This is a genomic window from Chromohalobacter canadensis, from assembly GCF_034479555.1.
Classification (GTDB): Bacteria; Pseudomonadota; Gammaproteobacteria; order Pseudomonadales; family Halomonadaceae; genus Chromohalobacter; species Chromohalobacter canadensis.
The window spans coordinates 2,082,035-2,099,881 of record NZ_CP140151.1 but is presented as its reverse complement, the minus strand read 5'-3'; the positions used below and the strand labels follow the sequence as shown (position 1 = coordinate 2,099,881).

The window sequence follows — 17,847 nt, the reverse complement described above, 5'->3', positions numbered from 1 at the left end:
GCCGGACATGCAAAAGGCGGCCCGCGGGCCGCCTTTTCGGTGATACGAGAACGCGATTACTGCTGGCGTTGCAGACGCAGCGTCTCACCGTTCTCGAAGCGACGCAGTTGCGGGTCAATCAGCTCCAGCGTATTGGCGTCGAGCTTTTGGAAGTAATAGATCTGCCCCTCGCCATCGGGCGTCAACTCGTAGACGGTCGCTTCGGGGTCTTCCGCAGCGCCATCGATGACTTCCCACTGGCCGTCGTATTCTTCGGCCGGCGGATTCTCCGGATGGTTGCGATATTCGGCTTGCAACTCGAAGGTGCGCTCATCCGCAGTCGCGTCCTCATCATCACCCATCAGTTGCACTTCAAGATCGATACCGTCGCAGCTGCGGCATGGCAAGGTGCCGGTGTAGACGGTCGGCTGTTCGGCTTGCTCCGACGCACCAGGCTGGCCTTGCTGTGAGGTGCCCGTGGCACAACCGGCAAGTACGGCGAGCATGGCGGAACCGGCGAGCAACGTCCTGATCTGCATGATAGTCCTCCTAACCAATGGGTCCTGGGCCGCTCCCGCGGCCCCGTGGGTGACAGCATAGCGTCATGTGGCGCTATCGGACACCCTTTGGCCTCATGATAATGTCGGATAGTCCGTGTAGCCCTCGGCGCCACCGCCGTAGAACGTCGTCGGATCAGGCTCATTGAGCGTGCTCTCGCGACGGAAGCGTTCGACGAGGTCAGGGTTGGCAATATACGGACGCCCGAAGGCAGCGCCATCACCCAGGCCATCGCGAATCAACGCTTCGGTGCGCTCGGCGGTGTAGTGCCCGCAGTAGATCAGTGTTCCCGGGAAGCGCTTGCGCAACTCGCGGCGGAAGGTGTCGGTCAGCTGCGGCCCTTCGCCGGTCCAATCGGGCTCGTTGACATGCAAGTAGGCAATGCCGCGACGCGTCAATTGCTCGGCCAGATAGAAGGCCATTGCCTCCGATTCGTCGTCGCTCAGGCCGAAGATCTCGATGAACGGCGAGATACGAATCCCGACGCGATCGGCGCCCATGACCTCACTGACGGCATCGACGACTTCCAAGACCAGGCGCGCCCGGTTGACCAGGTTTCCGCCATAGCGGTCAGTACGCTTATTCGAGCCCGTCGCCATGAACTGTTGCAGCAGATACGCATTGGCGGCGTGCACCTCGACCATATCGAAACCCGCGCGCTTGGCACGCTTGGCGGCCTGGCGATAGTCGTCGATCAGCGCAGGAATCTCGTCGGTTTCCAGGGCTCTTGGGGTGCTGGTCGGGTGCTGGCCCGAGCTGCCGTCATCGAACTCGAGGAAGCAGTTGGCGCCTTCTGCTCGTAGTGCACTCGGCGCCACCGGCGGCTGGCCACCCGGCTGGATCTTGTGATGCGAGATCCGGCCCACATGCCACAGCTGCAAGGCGATTCGACCGCCGGCACGATGCACGCTGTCCACGACGCCACGCCAACCGGCTTCCTGCTCATCGGTATAAATACCCGGCGTATAGACATAACCACGCGCGGTGGGAGAAATATTCGTTGCCTCGCTGAATATCAAGCCGGCATCAGCGCGCTGCGCATAATAGGTTTGCTGCAGCGCCTTGGGCACCATATCCGGCGTGCGAGCGCGAGTCAGCGGTGCCATCAGCACTCGATTGGGGAGCGTCAGCTTGCCCATGGTGAGCGGTGAAAGCAGCGAATCGTAAGCCATGTCGCCTCCTGTAGAACTTTTGGTAATCATTACGATGGGCAAGAGATGAGGTCGTTAGTAAACTAATCAAGGGCATGCCGGCATTTTCTGGCGTCGACATACGATACGAGACGCGGCGCAACTTGCGCGCGTCCGGGCGTCGCGTCACCATGGACACCTACCTCATCACTGCCTGTGCGAGCTTTCATGAGCAAGTTCTGGAGCCCCGCCGTGCGTGAGCTCACTCCTTATGTGCCGGGAGAGCAACCGCGCGAGCGTCTTATCAAACTCAATACCAACGAGAACCCCTATCCGCCCGCGCCCGGTGTCGAGCAGACACTACGCGATTTTCCGGCCGATCATCTACGCCTTTACCCGGACCCTAGCGCCACCGCGCTTCGCGAGGCACTGGCCGGGGAATACGGCGTTGCGACCGAGCAGGTATTCGTCGGCAATGGCTCCGACGAGGTGCTAGCGCTAGCTTTCCAGGCGTTCTTTCGCCAGACACAGCCGCTGCTGATGCCGGCGATTTCCTATAGCTTCTATCCGGTCTACTGCAAGCTCTACGATGTGGCCTACCGAAGCGTGGCACTGGACGACCAGTGGCGCGTGCCACTGACGGCCTTCGATACCGACAATGGCGGCATCGTCTTCGCCAATCCCAACGCACCGACCGGCCACGGGCACCCACGCGAGGCGATAGCTGCCTTGCTCGAACGTAATACCGAGAGCGTGGTACTGGTCGATGAAGCCTATGTGGACTTCGGCGGTGAAAGCACGATCCCTCTGGTGTCGCGCTTCCCCAACTTGCTGGTGACGGGAACGTTCTCCAAATCACGAAGCCTGGCAGGATTGCGTCTGGGCTTTGCGATCGGCTCGCGAGAATTGATCGAGGGGCTGGAGCGCGTCAAGGACTCGTTCAATTCTTTCCCTGTCGACAGCATCACCATCGAAGTGGGCATCGCCGCGCTGCAGGATCAGGCATACTTCGATGCCTGCCGCGAACGCGTCATCACAACGCGCGAGTGGACACGGCACCAACTCGAAACGCTTGGCTTCGAAGTATTGCCCTCGCAGACCAATTTCCTGTTCGTACGGCACGATGCCTATCAGGGGCGCATGCTCTTCGACGGCTTGCGTGAGCGGGGCATTCTGGTGCGCCATTTCAACAAGGAAGCGCTGAGCGACTTTTTGCGCATCAGCATCGGCACGGATGATGAAATGACGAGCCTCGTGGAAGCACTCGAGGCCATATGCCGCTAACGAGGCGGGCCACACAGCAAGACGCCCGCACGAGGCGGGCGTCGATCATGACAAGTGCCACAGCGGCGGATCATTACATCGCCGACAGCTGCTGTGTGAGATAGCTGCTCGTCTGATTCATCTCGGACACCATGCTGTCGAGTTCCTGGAACTGGGTCCGATAGCGATCCACTGTGGTTGCAATGCTGTCTTCCATCGAAGAATAGCGTTCCTCGAGACGGTCCATCTGGTTCTCGGCACCGGTCACGGCTCCCTCTACCATGCCGTTCTCACCTAGCATGGTATCCAGCTCTTCCTCGACTCTTCCCGCAATACCCGCCGATTCATCGGTCCCCGAGAACAGTGTTTGAACCGCGCCGGGCTGGGTCGAGAGCGCCTCGTCGAGTTGCTCATCGTCGATTTCCAACTCGCCATCGACGTTCATCGAGATGCCCGCATCTTCCAATGTTTGCAGGCCATCTCCATCGACGCTTTCAGTCATCGTACTCCGCAGGCGGGACTCCGCCATGCGCGTCGTGCTGTCACCGAGCAAGTCGCCGGCTTGCGTTTCACCATCTTCGGAGCTGAAACTGGTGAGATCGGCAGTGGTCGATTTCATATTGTTGTAACTGTCGACGAACCCTGTGATGGCACCACGGATCGACTCCTCGTCACGCGCCACTGTCACCGTGGATTCACCGGTATCGGTCAGGCTCAGCGTCGTGCCCTGAATGGCCTCTTCGACCTGATTGCTGTCACTCGTGATAGCGATCCCGTTGACGTCCAGCTTGGCATCTTGGCCCTGGATTTCCGTCGCGGTATCCAGCGCCAACCCATCGAGACCATTGAAGGCGACGCTATCGATACCGGCTTCCGCTCCCGTGGATTCGGAAGCGATTGCCAGCCGACTCTGCGACCCATCGAACACGACCGAGGCCGAAACCCCTGCATCGCTTGCGTTGATGGCGTCACGCACATCGCTCAGAGTGCTATCCGCCTCGACCTTAATGTTCTGTGCCGTACCATCGTTCAGCGTGACATCGAGGCTCGCCTCGGTATCGGCATTGAGCACCGTTTCTTCATCGACGCCTTGGGTGGCAATGCTCGACGCCGTGGCCAATTGCTGGACGTTCACATCGTAACGCCCCGGCGGCGCATCGGGCGTAGCAGCCGCTTCCGCGCTTTCACCTTCAACGTTGCTGGTCACACTATTGAAGAGCTCGGGATCATTGAGATCACTTGCTGAAGACTGCACTTCCGACAAGGAACTCTGCAACTGGCCATAAGCCGATATTTGCGTTTTTTGCTCGGCCTGCTGTTGCTGAATAGGCACGAGCTTTTCTTGCTCGGCCTCTTGAAGTTGATCAAGCAGCCCGTTGAGATCAAGGCCGGAGCCAACGCCCAATGACGAGATGGAAGCCATACCGCCTCTTCCCCTTTTAGATGCGTTTCATCGCAAGCTTACGTCTGCCGATGTCTGTGACCCACCCTAGCAAACCTTTAGCATATTAGGGAGGGAGAATAGCGGCAAAAACGCTCGCGACTCCCGGCATTCAAAAGGCTAAAGTTTTGGCTCCAGTGGCCGATATTGCAGCGCTTTGTCGGGCTGTATAAACGACAAAACCCCAGCTTCTTTCGAAGCTGGGGTTTTAGAATAAATGCCTGACGATGACCTACTCTCGCATGGGGAAGCCCCACACTACCATCGGCGCTAAGCGGTTTCACTGCTGAGTTCGGCATGGGATCAGGTGGGACACGCTCGCTATGGTCGTCAGGCGAAACAGGTGTCATGGCCCCTCGGGCCACAACGCAATCGGGAATAAGCTGACGCGATCGTCTCTCACGCATCCGGGATCGGCTCGTCACCAGACCCTTTGGGTGTTATATGGTCAAGCCTCACGGGCCATTAGTACACGTTAGCTCAACGCCTTGCAGCGCTTCCACACCGTGCCTATCAACCAGCTGGTCTCGCTGGGCCCTTCAGGAGGCTCGAGGCCTCGGGGAGATCTCATCTTGAAGGGGGCTTCCCGCTTAGATGCTTTCAGCGGTTATCCCGTCCGCACATAGCTACCCGGCAATGCCACTGGCGTGACAACCGGAACACCAGAGGTGCGTCCACTCCGGTCCTCTCGTACTAGGAGCAGCCCTTCTCAAATCTCCAACGCCCACGGCAGATAGGGACCGAACTGTCTCACGACGTTCTAAACCCAGCTCGCGTACCACTTTAAATGGCGAACAGCCATACCCTTGGGACCGACTTCAGCCCCAGGATGTGATGAGCCGACATCGAGGTGCCAAACACCGCCGTCGATGTGAACTCTTGGGCGGTATCAGCCTGTTATCCCCGGAGTACCTTTTATCCGTTGAGCGATGGCCCTTCCATACAGAACCACCGGATCACTAGAACCTGCTTTCGCACCTGCTCGACGTGTCTGTCTCGCAGTCAAGCACCCTTATGCTCTTGCACTCGATGCACGATTTCCAACCGTGCTGAGGGTACCTTCGTGCTCCTCCGTTACGCTTTGGGAGGAGACCGCCCCAGTCAAACTACCCACCACACACTGTCCTCGACCCGGATAACGGGCCCAAGTTAGAACGCCAATGATGCCAGGCTGGTATTTCAAGGGTGGCTCCCCTGGGACTGGCGTCCCAGGTTCCAAGCCTCCCAGCTATCCTACACAAGCAACATCAGCATCCAGTGTGAAGCTATAGTAAAGGTTCACGGGGTCTTTCCGTCTAGCCGCGGGGACACCGCATCTTCACGGCGATTTCAATTTCACTGAGTCTCGGGTGGAGACAGCGTGGCCATCATTACGCCATTCGTGCAGGTCGGAACTTACCCGACAAGGAATTTCGCTACCTTAGGACCGTTATAGTTACGGCCGCCGTTTACCGGGGCTTCGATCAAGCGCTTCGCCGGAGCTAACGCCATCAATTAACCTTCCGGCACCGGGCAGGCGTCACACCCTATACGTCCGCTTACGCGTTAGCAGAGTGCTGTGTTTTTAATAAACAGTTGCAGCCACCTGGTATCTTCGACCGGCTCGAGCTCAGGACGCGAAGTCCGTCACCCTATGCCGGCGCACCTTCTCCCGAAGTTACGGTGCCATTTTGCCTAGTTCCTTCACCCGAGTTCTCTCAAGCGCCTTGGGATTCTCACCCTGACCACCTGTGTCGGTTTGGGGTACGGTCGCATGTGATCTGAAGCTTAGAGGCTTTTCCTGGAAGCGTGGCATCGATGACTTCCAGACCGTAGTCTGTTCGTCTCGCCTCTCGGCCTTGAGGATCCGGATTTCCCTGAACCCTCGGCCTACCGGCTTTCACCAGGACAACCAACGCCTGGCTCACCTAGCCTTCTTCGTCCCCCCATCGCAATCACATCCGGTACGGGAATATTAACCCGTTTCCCATCGACTACGCCTTTCGGCCTCGCCTTAGGGGCCGACTCACTCTGCTCCGATTGACGTCGAACAGAAACCCTTGGTCTTCCGGCGTGCGGGGTTTTCACCCGCATTATCGTTACTCATGTCAGCATTCGCACTCGTGATATCTCCAGCGCGCTTCTCAACGCCCCTTCACAGACTTACACGACGCTCCTCTACCACTCATCCAGAGGATGAGTCCGTAGCTTCGGCACCTGGTTTGAGCCCCGTTACATCTTCCGCGCAGGCCGACTCGACTAGTGAGCTATTACGCTTTCTTTAAAGGATGGCTGCTTCTAAGCCAACCTCCTAGCTGTCTAAGCCTTCCCACATCGTTTCCCACTTAACCAGAATTTGGGGGCCTTAGCTGACGGTCTGGGTTGTTTCCCTTTTCACAACGGACGTTAGCACCCGCTGTGTGTCTCCCACGCTGCACTCATCGGTATTCGGAGTTTGCCTCGGGTTGGTAAGCCGGGATGGCCCCCTAGCCGAAACAGTGCTCTACCCCCGACGGTGATACGTGAGGCGCTACCTAAATAGCTTTCGAGGAGAACCAGCTATCTCCGGGCTTGATTAGCCTTTCACTCCGATCCACAGCTCATCCCAGCATTTTTCAACATACTTGGGTTCGAGCCTCCAGTCAGTGTTACCTGACCTTCACTCTGGCCATGGATAGATCGCCCGGTTTCGGGTCTATATCCAGCGACTCTTCGCCCTGTTAAGACTCGGTTTCCCTACGCCTCCCCTAGTCGGTTAAGCTCGCCACTGAATATAAGTCGCTGACCCATTATACAAAAGGTACGCGGTCACAGAACGCATCTGCTCCCACTGCTTGTACGCATACGGTTTCAGGATCTATTTCACTCCCCTCGCCGGGGTTCTTTTCGCCTTTCCCTCACGGTACTGGTTCACTATCGGTCAGCCAGGAGTATTTAGCCTTGGAGGATGGTCCCCCCGTCTTCAGTCAAGGTTTCACGTGCCCCGACCTACTCGATTTCACCAATGCGGGTTTTCGGTTACGGGGCTATCACCCACTATGGCCGGCCTTTCCAGGCCGTTCACCTAACCGTGCATTGACTTAAGGGCTAGTCCCCGTTCGCTCGCCGCTACTGAGGGAATCTCGGTTGATTTCTTTTCCTCGGGGTACTTAGATGTTTCAGTTCCCCCGGTTCGCCTCCCAACCCCTATGAATTCAGGGTGGGATACCCAGCTGATGCTGGGTGGGTTTCCCCATTCAGAAATGCCCGGGTCGTAGGTTGTTTGCCACCTCACCGAGCCTTATCGCAGGCTACAACGTCTTTCATCGCCTCTGGCTGCCTAGGCATCCACCGTATGCGCTTCATCGCTTGACCATATAACCCCAAAGGGTCTGGCCTGGCGACGAACACGATTTTGCCGGATACGCTTGAGACGTATCGTCTTGCTTTGTCAGCTTATTCCACATTGTTAAAGAGCATTAGAGCAAAAGCTCTAAGCGGTAGGCTTTACGAGAAAGCATACGGCTTAGGGCTTGATTGATATCGACTGTCGGGAGGGTGGAGTGTTGGCACCCATCCTGTAAATGGTGGAGCCTACCGGGATCGAACCGGTGACCTCCTGCGTGCAAGGCAGGCGCTCTCCCAGCTGAGCTAAGGCCCCTCTTCTTGCGTCGACCTTTCCTCTCATTCGGCGTTGTGCGCCTCGTTCACTCAGTCATTTACTCGCGTAAACTCCCTCGCTCACTCGTTGCACGCCTTGGCTGAGAGAAAATCTCTCGCAATAAGACGATAAAGGAATTCATGTGAGACTAGGCGAAAGACAGCGTCGTATAGCCTGCTATACAAGGTGTCTTTCAACGACGTATCACGCAAATTTGGTGGGTCTGGGCAGACTTGAACTGCCGACCTCACCCTTATCAGGGGTGCGCTCTAACCAACTGAGCTACAGACCCGGCTTACCACTGGGTCCAGGACCCAAACAGTCGTTGCTCTGCGCGATCAGGTAATTCATTGTGAGCGCTTACCCAGGGGGGATGCGCGGTCGTTTAAGGAGGTGATCCAGCCGCAGGTTCCCCTACGGCTACCTTGTTACGACTTCACCCCAGTCATGAACCACACCGTGGTGATCGCTCTCCCGAAGGTTAAGCTAACCACTTCTGGTGCAGTCCACTTCCATGGTGTGACGGGCGGTGTGTACAAGGCCCGGGAACGTATTCACCGTGCCATTCTGATGCACGATTACTAGCGATTCCGACTTCGCGGAGTCGAGTTGCAGACTCCGATCCGGACTGAGACCGGCTTTTCGGGATTAGCTTCAGCTCGCGCTTTCGCAACCCTTTGTACCGGCCATTGTAGCACGTGTGTAGCCCTACCCGTAAGGGCCATGATGACTTGACGTCGTCCCCACCTTCCTCCGGTTTGTCACCGGCAGTCTCCCTAGAGTTCCCGACCGAATCGCTGGCAAATAGGGACAAGGGTTGCGCTCGTTACGGGACTTAACCCAACATTTCACAACACGAGCTGACGACAGCCATGCAGCACCTGTCTCTGCGCTCCCGAAGGCACCCCGGAATCTCTTCCGGGTTCGCAGGATGTCAAGGGTAGGTAAGGTTCTTCGCGTTGCATCGAATTAAACCACATGCTCCACCGCTTGTGCGGGCCCCCGTCAATTCATTTGAGTTTTAACCTTGCGGCCGTACTCCCCAGGCGGTCGACTTATCGCGTTAACTGCGCCACTAAGTCCTCAAGGGACCCAACGGCTAGTCGACATCGTTTACGGCGTGGACTACCAGGGTATCTAATCCTGTTTGCTACCCACGCTTTCGCACCTCAGCGTCAGTGTCAGTCCAGAAGGCCGCCTTCGCCACTGGTATTCCTCCCGATCTCTACGCATTTCACCGCTACACCGGGAATTCTACCTTCCTCTCCTGCACTCTAGCCTGCCCGTTCCGGATGCCGTTCCCAGGTTGAGCCCGGGGCTTTCACACCCGGCGTGACACGCCGCCTACGCGCGCTTTACGCCCAGTAATTCCGATTAACGCTTGCACCCTCCGTATTACCGCGGCTGCTGGCACGGAGTTAGCCGGTGCTTCTTCTGCGAGTGATGTCGTCCGTACCGGGTATTGGCCGGCACGCTTTCTTCCTCGCTGAAAGTGCTTTACAACCCGAAAGCCTTCTTCACACACGCGGCATGGCTGGATCAGGCTTTCGCCCATTGTCCAATATTCCCCACTGCTGCCTCCCGTAGGAGTCCGGGCCGTGTCTCAGTCCCGGTGTGGCTGATCATCCTCTCAGACCAGCTACGGATCGTCGCCTTGGTAAGCCGTTACCTTACCAACAAGCTAATCCGACATAGGCTCATCCAATCGCGCGAGGTCCGAAGAGCCCCCGCTTTCTCCCGTAGGACGTATGCGGTATTAGCCTGAGTTTCCTCAGGTTATCCCCCACGACTGGGTAGATTCCTATGCATTACTCACCCGTCCGCCGCTCGACGCCTCCTAGCAAGCTAGGATCGTTTCCGCTCGACTTGCATGTGTTAGGCCTGCCGCCAGCGTTCAATCTGAGCCATGATCAAACTCTTCAGTTGAAAGTCTGATAGTCCGTTGAGCGGACCAAACTTGGTTCAAGACTAAAACGTTCTCAAAAAGATCCGAAGATCCTTGACGAGTCGTTTGCCTTGATAGGTCGTGACTGGCACCCCTACCTGAGCAAACGCCCACATGAATTACCTGATCGTTTGTTAAAGAGCGGCTCCGGGCTCGATATGACAAGAGCGGAGCGGCTTGCGTGTGCCCGATGGGCGCCTCGCAAGGAAGGCGTATTCTACCGAAAGCGCCGTGATTGTCAAGGCGTTAGCCGAGGTGACAATCGCTGACATCGCTTTGAACCGCAGCGTTGTCAGGGGCCTTTCGAGGTGCGGCACATTTTACCGAACCCGGCGTCACTGTCAAGCGAGAAAAACCAACCAGTGATTCGAATTTCTCAAGCAAGTCAGCCACTTGCGCTACCCTTCCACCGCTGGCCACGAGGTCCGTCGCCGGCAGCGGATGCGTACTTTACGATCCACAGAGGAGGAACGCAAGGGGATGATTTAAAAATAGTTGCCGTTCGATTGGCGGCAGCTAAATGTTGACACTTTCACCTTATCCACACCCCCGAGCGGGACAGCACATTAAAGAGGGTGTGGATAATCCAGCGCCACACCGTGGCGGGCACCAAGCATGAAAGACACGAACTCAGCGCATTTTGCGCATGAGTGCGAGCAGAGGCCCTGACACTACATAGCAGCCGAACAGGATCAAGAGCATGAGCGAGGGCTCGAGTGAAATCACCACGAATGCGAGCACAATCGCCAACAGCACGACGAAGGGAACAGGGCCCTTGAAATCGACTTCCTTGAAGCTGTGGTAGCGGATGTTGCTGACCATCAACACCCCTGCTGCCGCCACGACGAACGCGATGAACAATTTAAAGCCCAGGGCATCGGCGTCGAACTTATGCAGCGTCCATACGCAGCCAGCGACGAGTGCGGCTGCGGAAGGACTCGGCAAACCCACGAACCACTTCTTGTCAGTACTGCCGATTTGCACATTGAAGCGAGCCAGACGCAATGCCGCACCGGAGGCAAAGATAAAAGCAGCGATCCAGCCAATCTTGCCGACGTCTTGCAGAATCCAGGAAAACGCCACCAGCGCAGGAGCTACGCCGAACGAAACCATGTCGGCCAGGCTGTCAAACTCGGCGCCGAAGGCACTTTGCGTGTTGGTCATCCGTGCCACGCGTCCATCGAGCCCATCGAGAACCATCGCCACGAAGATCGCGATGGCGGCCCCCGAGAAGTTGCCGTTCATCGCCGCGATAATGGAGAAGAAACCAGAAAACAGCGCCGATAGCGTAAACAGGTTGGGCAACAAATAAATGCCTCGTCGACGCACGCGCTTCCCGTTCTCGATGGTTTCCTCGATGATTTCGTCTTCGTCCTGAAAGGCCGAATTGTCCTCCGAGACATCCTCGGTGTCGGCTTTCTTGGGCGATTCTGGCGTGCCCGATTCTTGCGTCATAAAAGTCATCCGTTGCCATGGAACGGCCCTTGATGGGCCATTCCGACATTCTACACACTGCAATCCTAGTCGACAGTCGGCCTCCTTGACGACCCAAAACGTAAACGGGCGCGGCCAATTGGCCGCGCCCGTTCGCTACCGACTCACAAAAGCGCTTAGTTCTTGCTCTTGTCGACCAGCTGGTTAGCCGCGATCCAGGGCATCATGCCACGCAGCTTCGCCCCCACCTGCTCGACCGGATGCTCGGCATTCAGGCGGCGACGCGCATGCATCGACGGATAATTGCTGTTGCCTTCGTTGATGAACATCTTGGCGTATTCGCCGGTCTGAATGTCCTTCAGGGCATGGCGCATTGCTTCTCGCGACTGCTCGTTGATGATCTTGGGACCAGTGACGTACTCGCCATACTCCGCGTTGTTGGAGATGGAGTAGTTCATGTTGGCGATCCCACCTTCGTACATCAGGTCAACGATCAACTTGAGCTCGTGCAGGCACTCGAAGTAAGCCATCTCGGGAGCGTAACCAGCCTCAGTCAGCGTTTCGAAGCCAGCCTTGACCAGTTCGACCGCGCCGCCGCACAGCACCGCCTGCTCACCGAAGAGGTCGGTCTCGGTTTCATCCTTGAAGGACGTTTCGATGATGCCGCTGCGGCCACCGCCGATACCGGCTGCGTAGGAAAGCGCCAACTCCTTGGCCTGACCGGTGGCATCCTGCTGGATGGCAATCAGGTCGGGAACGCCGGCACCGCGCACGAACTCGGAGCGCACCGTATGGCCCGGCGCCTTGGGCGCGATCATGATCACGTCCAGATCCGCGCGTGGCGTCACCTGGTTGTAGTGGATGTTGAAGCCATGCGCGAAAGCCAGCGTCGCGCCTTCTTTCAAGTTGGGCTCGATATCCTGCTCGTAGATCGCCTTCTGGTTCTCATCGGGCGCCAGCAGCATCACCACATCGGCCGTCTTGCAGGCCTCAGGCACGGAGGCCACCTTGAAGCCCGCCTCTTCGGCCTTGGCCACTGACGAAGAGCCCGGACGCAGCGCCACGGTGACCTCGACGCCGGACTCCTTGAGGTTATGGGCATGGGCATGGCCCTGGGAACCATACCCCACGATGGTGACGTTCTTCGCCTGGATCAGCGAGAGGTCGCAATCTTTGTCGTAGTAAACGCGCATGTCGTACTCCAGATATCGAAGAAGGAACGTATTAAGTGTCAGCGTTGATGGCCTTCCGCCATGAGCGTCGTCTGTCGCGACGCTTTGATATCACTTTACGTCAGCCCCAAGCGTTGCGTAAAACGCTATATTTGCAATACCGTATGCCGAAAACTGAAATGATATTGCCATGGATACGCGTCCCTACCAACAGTTCCTCAGCCTGGCCGACACCCTGCACTTTGGCCGCTCCAGCGAGCTGTGTCACGTCAGTCCCTCGACACTGAGCCGCACGATCCGCCAGCTCGAGACACAACTCGGCGTAACCTTGTTCGAGCGCGACAACCGCAGTGTCCGACTGACTCATGAAGGCCGCCTCTTCCAGCGTTATGCACGCGATGCCCTGGAGCAATGGGATGTATTTCGTCACTCGCTGATGGCGGAAAGCCGCGAACTGTCCGGCGAAATCAGCATCTACTGCTCGGTGACCGCCAGCTACAGCTTTCTCTACGAGCTGCTCAGCGAGTTTCGACAGCGCCACCCGCGCATCGAATTGAAGCTGCATACCGGCGACCCGGCCAGCGCGGTTTCACGCGTCCTCAGCGGCGAAGAAGACATGTCGATCACCGCGCGTCCCGAGACCCTGCCCGCACAGCTAGCATTCAAGCCAATCGCCACGTCGCCGCTGCTGTTCATCGCGCCGCGCACCATGCCGGAATGGCTGGCCGGCCTCACCGCTACGACGGACGCCGCCAGTTGGGGCAGCATTCCCATGATCCTCTCGGAGTCGGGCCTTGCCCGCGAGCGAACGGATGCCTGGTTCCGCCAGTTGGGGGTCAAGCCGCGCATCTATGCCCAGGTAGCGGGCAACGAAGCCATCGTCAGCATGGTTGGGCTGGGCTTCGGCGTCGGCGTAGTGCCGCAGATCGTGGTCGACAACAGCCCATTGGCCGAGCGCATTCAGGCCCTCGAAGTCGAGCCTGCGTTAACGCCTTACGAGGTCGGGCTCTGCGTCACCGAGAAGAAGCTGCGCAACCCGCTGGTCAAGGCCCTATGGTCGCAGATCCGCTAACCTTGCCCCCTTAAAGCAAAAAGGCCGCTCGTGAGAGCGGCCTGTAATGGCATGGCATAAGAGCACAGGCTCAGAGGCTGAGTATCTTGTCACCTCGCGAGATGCCTGATACCCCGGTACGCGCGACCTCGAGAATACCGATCGGCGCCATGGCCTGGATGAAGGCGTCCAGCTTGCCGGCATCACCGGTGATCTGCACCGTATAGACACTCGGCGTAACGTCGACGATCTGCGCGCGGAAGATATCCACCGTGCGCTTGACCTCGTCGCGGCTCGCGCCCAGCGCCTTCACCTTGACCAGCATCAGCTCGCGCTCGATGTGATTGCCCTCGGTCAGGTCGACCAGCTTGACCACATCGATGAGCTTGTTGAGATGCTTGGTGATCTGCTCGATGACACGGTCATCGCCTTCCGTGGTCACGGTCAGGCGCGACAGGCTCGGCTCCTCGGTCGGCGCCACGTTGAGCGTTTCGATATTGAAGTTACGCTGGGAGAACAATCCCACCACGCGGGACAGGGCGCCGGGTTCGTTTTCCAGCAGAATCGAGATGATGTGGCGCATCAGGTCCGCTCCGTCTTCGAAAGCAGCATGTCACGCATGGCGCCCAAGGGCACCTGCATCGGATAGACGTGTTCCCGGGGGTCGACGTCGATATCGAGGAACACCAATTCGTCGTTGTCGGCGAACGTGCGCTCCAGCGCCGCATCGAGCTCGTCGTGATGTTCTACCTTGAGCGCCGTGAAGCCGTAGGCATCGATCAACTTCTGAAAGTCCGGCAGCGACTCCACGTACGAGTGCGCATGGCGCGACTTGTAGTTGAGATCCTGCCACTGGCGCACCATACCCAGCGTCCCGTTGTTGAGGTTGATGATCTTGACCCCGGTGCCGAACTGCTTACAGGTCGACAATTCCTGCATCATCATCTGAAAGCTGCCCTCCCCGGTGAAGCACACCACGATGTCATCGGGGAAGTTCTGCTTGATGCCCATCGCCGCCGGGAAACCGAAGCCCATGGTGCCCAGCCCCCCGGATGTGATCCAGCGATTGGGCTTGTCGAACTTGTAGTACTGCGCCGCGAACATCTGGTGCTGGCCGACATCGGTGGTCACGAAGGCCTCGCCGCGCGTGATGTGATACACCGCCTCGATGACTTCCTGCGGCTTGAGTCGCTCGCCCGGCTGAGAAGCCTCGTAGAGCTTGCCTTCGCGCTCGGCGCGCCAACCATCGATGGTCGTCCACCATTCCGGCAGCGCCTCGGCGTTAGCCATTTCCCGGCCTTGCAACAGGCTGATCATTTCATTGATGACGCTATCCGCCGGCCCCACGATCGGCACATCGGCGCGCACCGTCTTGGAGATCGAACTGGGATCGATATCCACATGCACGATCTTGGCAGTGGGACAAAACTTCGAGGTGTTATTGGTGACTCGGTCGTCGAAGCGCGCCCCGATGGCGATGATCAGATCGGCATGGTGCATGGCCATGTTGGACTCATAGCTGCCGTGCATACCCAGCCAACCCAGCGACTGCGCATCGGTCTGCGGATAGGAGCCGATGCCCATCAACGTGGTGGTAATGGGGAAGCCCAGGCGTTTAACCAACGCCGTCAAGTTTTCGCTCGCGCCGCTGGTGACGATGCCGCCGCCGGTATAGAACACCGGCCGCCGCGCCTTGAGCATCATGTCCACGGCTTTCTTTATCTGGCCACTATGACCCCGCGTGACCGGGTTATAGGAGCGGATCTTGACCTTCTTCGGATAGACGTACTCATAACGCTCGGTGGGCGCCGTCATATCCTTGGGGATATCCACCACCACCGGCCCGGGGCGACCGGTCGCGGCGAGATAATACGCCTTCTTGAGCACCTCGGGGATCTCCGAAGGGTGCTTGATGGCGAAGCTGTGTTTCACGATAGGGCGCGTCACGCCGACGATGTCAGTTTCCTGAAAGGCATCTTCACCGATCAGATGACTGGCCACCTGGCCGCACAGCACCACCATCGGGATCGAATCCATGTAGGCGGTGGCGATGCCGGTCACGGCATTGGTCGCGCCGGGGCCGGAGGTGACCAGCACCGTGCCTGGCTTGCCCGAGGCGCGGGCATAGCCATCGGCGGCGTGAGTAGCAGCTTGTTCATGACGAACGAGGATGTGTTTGACCTTGTCCTGGCGGAACAGCGCATCATAGATATGCAACGCTGCACCGCCGGGGTAGCCGTAGATACGCTCGACGCCCTCATCCTGCAGGAAGCGGGCGATCATATCGGCGCCGGAAAGCAATTCCACTGATAGTTCTCCCCTGGAGATAACGAGTGCCATTCACTGCCACGTTACGGGCAGCGAAGTGTCGATGCGGCAGTACGCCGCTGCCGGCTGCGCCGGCACCTGATGCCATAATCCTGGCTCTGGGCCCGGGGTGGGGACCCGCACTCATAGAAACCGCCGAGACCGGCTGGTCAAAGCGATTCCTGGCACGGCAGATCGCCGTGTCGGGGTTGGCGGGAACAGGCGTTTGGCCCATACCCTTGATCTCCTTCGACAGGCGGGTAGAGGCATTTTTCAACCTACCCTTCACGCAGCGGCCGGGGATCACCCGTCAATGGCTGCGCCCGCAATCAGGAACCACCTAGATTCCATCAGCGCCCCCGAGCTGTCAACCTCCACCGCGCACGCGCGGAGAGCAGTGCTGCATCACTCCGCCATTGATACGCCGATCATCCACTAAAGTTGGATGCCGGGTGGCAGCATAATTAAGGCATCGCTGCTGTAATCTTGGTTAAGATTCGAGGGTCAGTGAATGGATTCACCCACACTGCAAAGGAGTCGCTTATGTCCCCCATTCTGAAATGGTCCATATTCGTCGCCATGGCGGGCTTCCTCTTCGGCTTCGACACCGCTGTAATTTCCGGAGCGGACAGGCCCGTGCAAGAACTCTGGGGACTCAGCGATCTCCAGCACGGCCTCTTCATCATGTCGATGGCGCTATGGGGGACGGTGCTCGGCGCGATCTTCGGCAATTGGCCCACCGACCGCCTGGGGCGGCGCAAGACACTGTTCGCGATCGGCGTCCTCTATTTCGTGTCGGCCGTGGGCTCTGCACTCGCCACCGACCCGTTCTGGTTTTCCTTTTTCCGCCTGATCGGTGGGTTCGGCGTGGGCATGTCATCGGTCGCCGCGCCGGCCTATATCTCCGAGATCGCGCCCGCCGAACGGCGTGGCAACCTGGTAGCGCTCTATCAATTCAATGTGGTGTTCGGCATTTTCATGGCCTACGTCTCGAACGCGATCCTCGGCAGCTTGCTCGGCGATGATGCCTGGCGCTGGATGGTCGGCATCGAAGCCGTACCGGCACTTGTCTATACACTGGCACTATTCAAGGTACCCGAGAGCCCACGCTGGCTGATTCTCAATCGCCACGACACCCGTGGCGCTGCGGCGGTACTACGCCAGATCGATGCCAAGCGTGATGTCGATGCTCAGATCGAGGAGATTCAAGCCGCCGACCGCGAGGACAACAAGGTCCAGTCACGCTTCTTCTCGCGCCGATACCGGTTGCCGATCACGCTGGCATTCTTGATCGCCTTCTTCAATCAATTCACCGGCATCAACTTCGTGCTCTACTACGCGCCGCGTATTCTCGAGTCGGCACAGCTCGGCGCCAGCGCATCTTTGCTCTCCACCGCAGGCATCGGCTTGGTCATGGTGATCTTCACCATGATCGGTATGGCGTTGATCGATCGTTTCGGCCGCCGCAAGCTGATGTATATCGGCTCGGTGGGCTACATCATCTCGCTGTCGAGCATCTCGCATGCGTTCTTTACCGATAACCTGGGGGGCGCGCTGATTCCTCTTCAGCTATGCCTCTTCGTCGCCGCCCACGGCATCAGTCAGGGCACGGTCATCTGGGTCTTCATTTCCGAGATATTCCCCAATCGCGAGCGCGCCCGCGGTCAGTCGCTGGGCAGCTTCACGCACTGGTTCTTCGCCGCCGCGATCACACTGGTCACGCCCTGGGTGCTGGGCGTGTTCAACGGCGGGCCGGTATTCGCCTTCTTTGGCGTCATGATGGTGCTCCAGGTGCTCTTCGTCGCTTTCTTGATGCCGGAGACAAAAGGTGTGCCGCTGGAAAAGCTGCAGCGCAAGCTCTTCCCACAGGAGTAATCGGGCCGGGCCCAGAGGGCAGGCACAAAAAACCCGCGACGCAGCACGTCGCGGGCGGGAAGACGGTCAGGAC

Annotated in this window: 10 protein-coding genes, 2 tRNA genes and 3 rRNA genes; 3 read left to right on the top strand and 12 right to left on the bottom strand. The window is 58.4% G+C overall.

All coding sequences use genetic code 11. The features are described 5' to 3' along the window. Window positions 1-56: 56 nt before the first annotated feature. The gene (locus tag SR908_RS10035) at window positions 57-518 is read right to left on the bottom strand and encodes a copper resistance protein NlpE N-terminal domain-containing protein (protein WP_097023352.1); all 462 of its coding nucleotides are present in this window, start codon (window positions 516-518) and stop codon (window positions 57-59) included. Window positions 519-611: 93 nt separating this feature from the next. Next, window positions 612-1,709 carry an alkene reductase gene (locus SR908_RS10030; RefSeq protein ID WP_097023351.1) on the bottom strand — a complete coding sequence of 366 codons (1,098 nt, stop codon included), beginning with the start codon at window positions 1,707-1,709 and terminating at the stop codon, window positions 612-614. Window positions 1,710-1,895: 186 nt separating this feature from the next. Here SR908_RS10030 and hisC point away from each other — a divergent pair, with 186 nt between their 5' ends. Further along, window positions 1,896-2,951 carry a histidinol-phosphate transaminase gene (gene hisC, locus SR908_RS10025; RefSeq protein WP_097023350.1) on the top strand — a complete coding sequence of 352 codons (1,056 nt, stop codon included), beginning with the start codon at window positions 1,896-1,898 and terminating at the stop codon, window positions 2,949-2,951. 73 nt (window positions 2,952-3,024) lie between these two features. Here the strand turns inward: hisC and fliD are convergent, their stop codons facing one another. From fliD to ilvC, 8 genes are all read right to left on the bottom strand, one after another. Then, the gene (gene fliD, locus SR908_RS10020) at window positions 3,025-4,353 is read right to left on the bottom strand and encodes a flagellar filament capping protein FliD (RefSeq protein WP_246922632.1); all 1,329 of its coding nucleotides are present in this window, start codon (window positions 4,351-4,353) and stop codon (window positions 3,025-3,027) included. Between the two features lie 237 nt (window positions 4,354-4,590). Continuing rightward, window positions 4,591-4,706: ribosomal RNA gene (rrf, locus tag SR908_RS10015) — 5S ribosomal RNA — on the bottom strand. A gap of 109 nt (window positions 4,707-4,815) precedes the next feature. Next, window positions 4,816-7,704: ribosomal RNA gene (locus tag SR908_RS10010) — 23S ribosomal RNA — on the bottom strand. 210 nt (window positions 7,705-7,914) lie between these two features. Next, a tRNA-Ala gene (locus tag SR908_RS10005) sits at window positions 7,915-7,990 on the bottom strand. Window positions 7,991-8,205: 215 nt separating this feature from the next. Next, window positions 8,206-8,282, bottom strand: a tRNA-Ile gene (locus SR908_RS10000). A 94-nt stretch (window positions 8,283-8,376) separates the two neighbouring features. After that, window positions 8,377-9,916 (bottom strand): 16S ribosomal RNA (locus SR908_RS09995). Together the 16S, 23S and 5S rRNA genes with 2 tRNA genes alongside form the textbook arrangement of a ribosomal RNA operon. Before the next feature lie 649 nt (window positions 9,917-10,565). After that, window positions 10,566-11,390, bottom strand: a complete 825-nt coding sequence (pssA, locus tag SR908_RS09990; protein WP_246925240.1) for a CDP-diacylglycerol--serine O-phosphatidyltransferase — start codon at window positions 11,388-11,390, stop codon at window positions 10,566-10,568. Between the two features lie 155 nt (window positions 11,391-11,545). Further along, window positions 11,546-12,562 carry a ketol-acid reductoisomerase gene (gene ilvC / locus SR908_RS09985; RefSeq protein ID WP_246925223.1) on the bottom strand — a complete coding sequence of 339 codons (1,017 nt, stop codon included), beginning with the start codon at window positions 12,560-12,562 and terminating at the stop codon, window positions 11,546-11,548. A gap of 169 nt (window positions 12,563-12,731) precedes the next feature. Here ilvC and ilvY point away from each other — a divergent pair, with 169 nt between their 5' ends. After that, window positions 12,732-13,613, top strand: coding sequence for an HTH-type transcriptional activator IlvY (gene ilvY / locus SR908_RS09980; protein ID WP_246925220.1), 882 nt, complete (start codon window positions 12,732-12,734; stop codon window positions 13,611-13,613). Window positions 13,614-13,683: 70 nt separating this feature from the next. On the opposite strand, the gene ilvN is transcribed toward ilvY, so the two are convergent. Both ilvN and SR908_RS09970 read right to left on the bottom strand, forming a co-directional pair. Further along, window positions 13,684-14,175 (bottom strand): acetolactate synthase small subunit, encoded by a 492-nt coding sequence (gene ilvN, locus SR908_RS09975; protein WP_097024198.1) that lies wholly within the window; start codon window positions 14,173-14,175, stop codon window positions 13,684-13,686. Next, window positions 14,175-15,899, bottom strand: a complete 1,725-nt coding sequence (locus SR908_RS09970) for an acetolactate synthase 3 large subunit (protein ID WP_097024199.1) — start codon at window positions 15,897-15,899, stop codon at window positions 14,175-14,177. Before SR908_RS09970 ends, ilvN begins: the two co-directional genes overlap by 1 nt. 507 nt (window positions 15,900-16,406) lie before the next feature. Between SR908_RS09970 and SR908_RS09965 the strand changes: the two genes are divergently transcribed. Continuing rightward, window positions 16,407-17,774 (top strand): sugar porter family MFS transporter, encoded by a 1,368-nt coding sequence (locus tag SR908_RS09965; protein ID WP_322527346.1) that lies wholly within the window; start codon window positions 16,407-16,409, stop codon window positions 17,772-17,774. Window positions 17,775-17,847: the final 73 nt, after the last annotated feature.

What these genes read in the sequence shown, in the direction of transcription:
- SR908_RS10035 (WP_097023352.1), bottom strand. Translation starts at nt 518, where the DNA reads ATGCAGATCAGGACGTTGCTCGCCGGTTCCGCCATGCTCGCCGTACTT.
- SR908_RS10030 (WP_097023351.1), bottom strand. Translation starts at nt 1,709, where the DNA reads ATGGCTTACGATTCGCTGCTTTCACCGCTCACCATGGGCAAGCTGACG.
- hisC (WP_097023350.1), top strand. Translation starts at nt 1,896, where the DNA reads ATGAGCAAGTTCTGGAGCCCCGCCGTGCGTGAGCTCACTCCTTATGTG.
- fliD (WP_246922632.1), bottom strand. Translation starts at nt 4,353, where the DNA reads ATGGCTTCCATCTCGTCATTGGGCGTTGGCTCCGGCCTTGATCTCAAC.
- pssA (WP_246925240.1), bottom strand. Translation starts at nt 11,390, where the DNA reads ATGACGCAAGAATCGGGCACGCCAGAATCGCCCAAGAAAGCCGACACC.
- ilvC (WP_246925223.1), bottom strand. Translation starts at nt 12,562, where the DNA reads ATGCGCGTTTACTACGACAAAGATTGCGACCTCTCGCTGATCCAGGCG.
- ilvY (WP_246925220.1), top strand. Translation starts at nt 12,732, where the DNA reads ATGGATACGCGTCCCTACCAACAGTTCCTCAGCCTGGCCGACACCCTG.
- ilvN (WP_097024198.1), bottom strand. Translation starts at nt 14,175, where the DNA reads ATGCGCCACATCATCTCGATTCTGCTGGAAAACGAACCCGGCGCCCTG.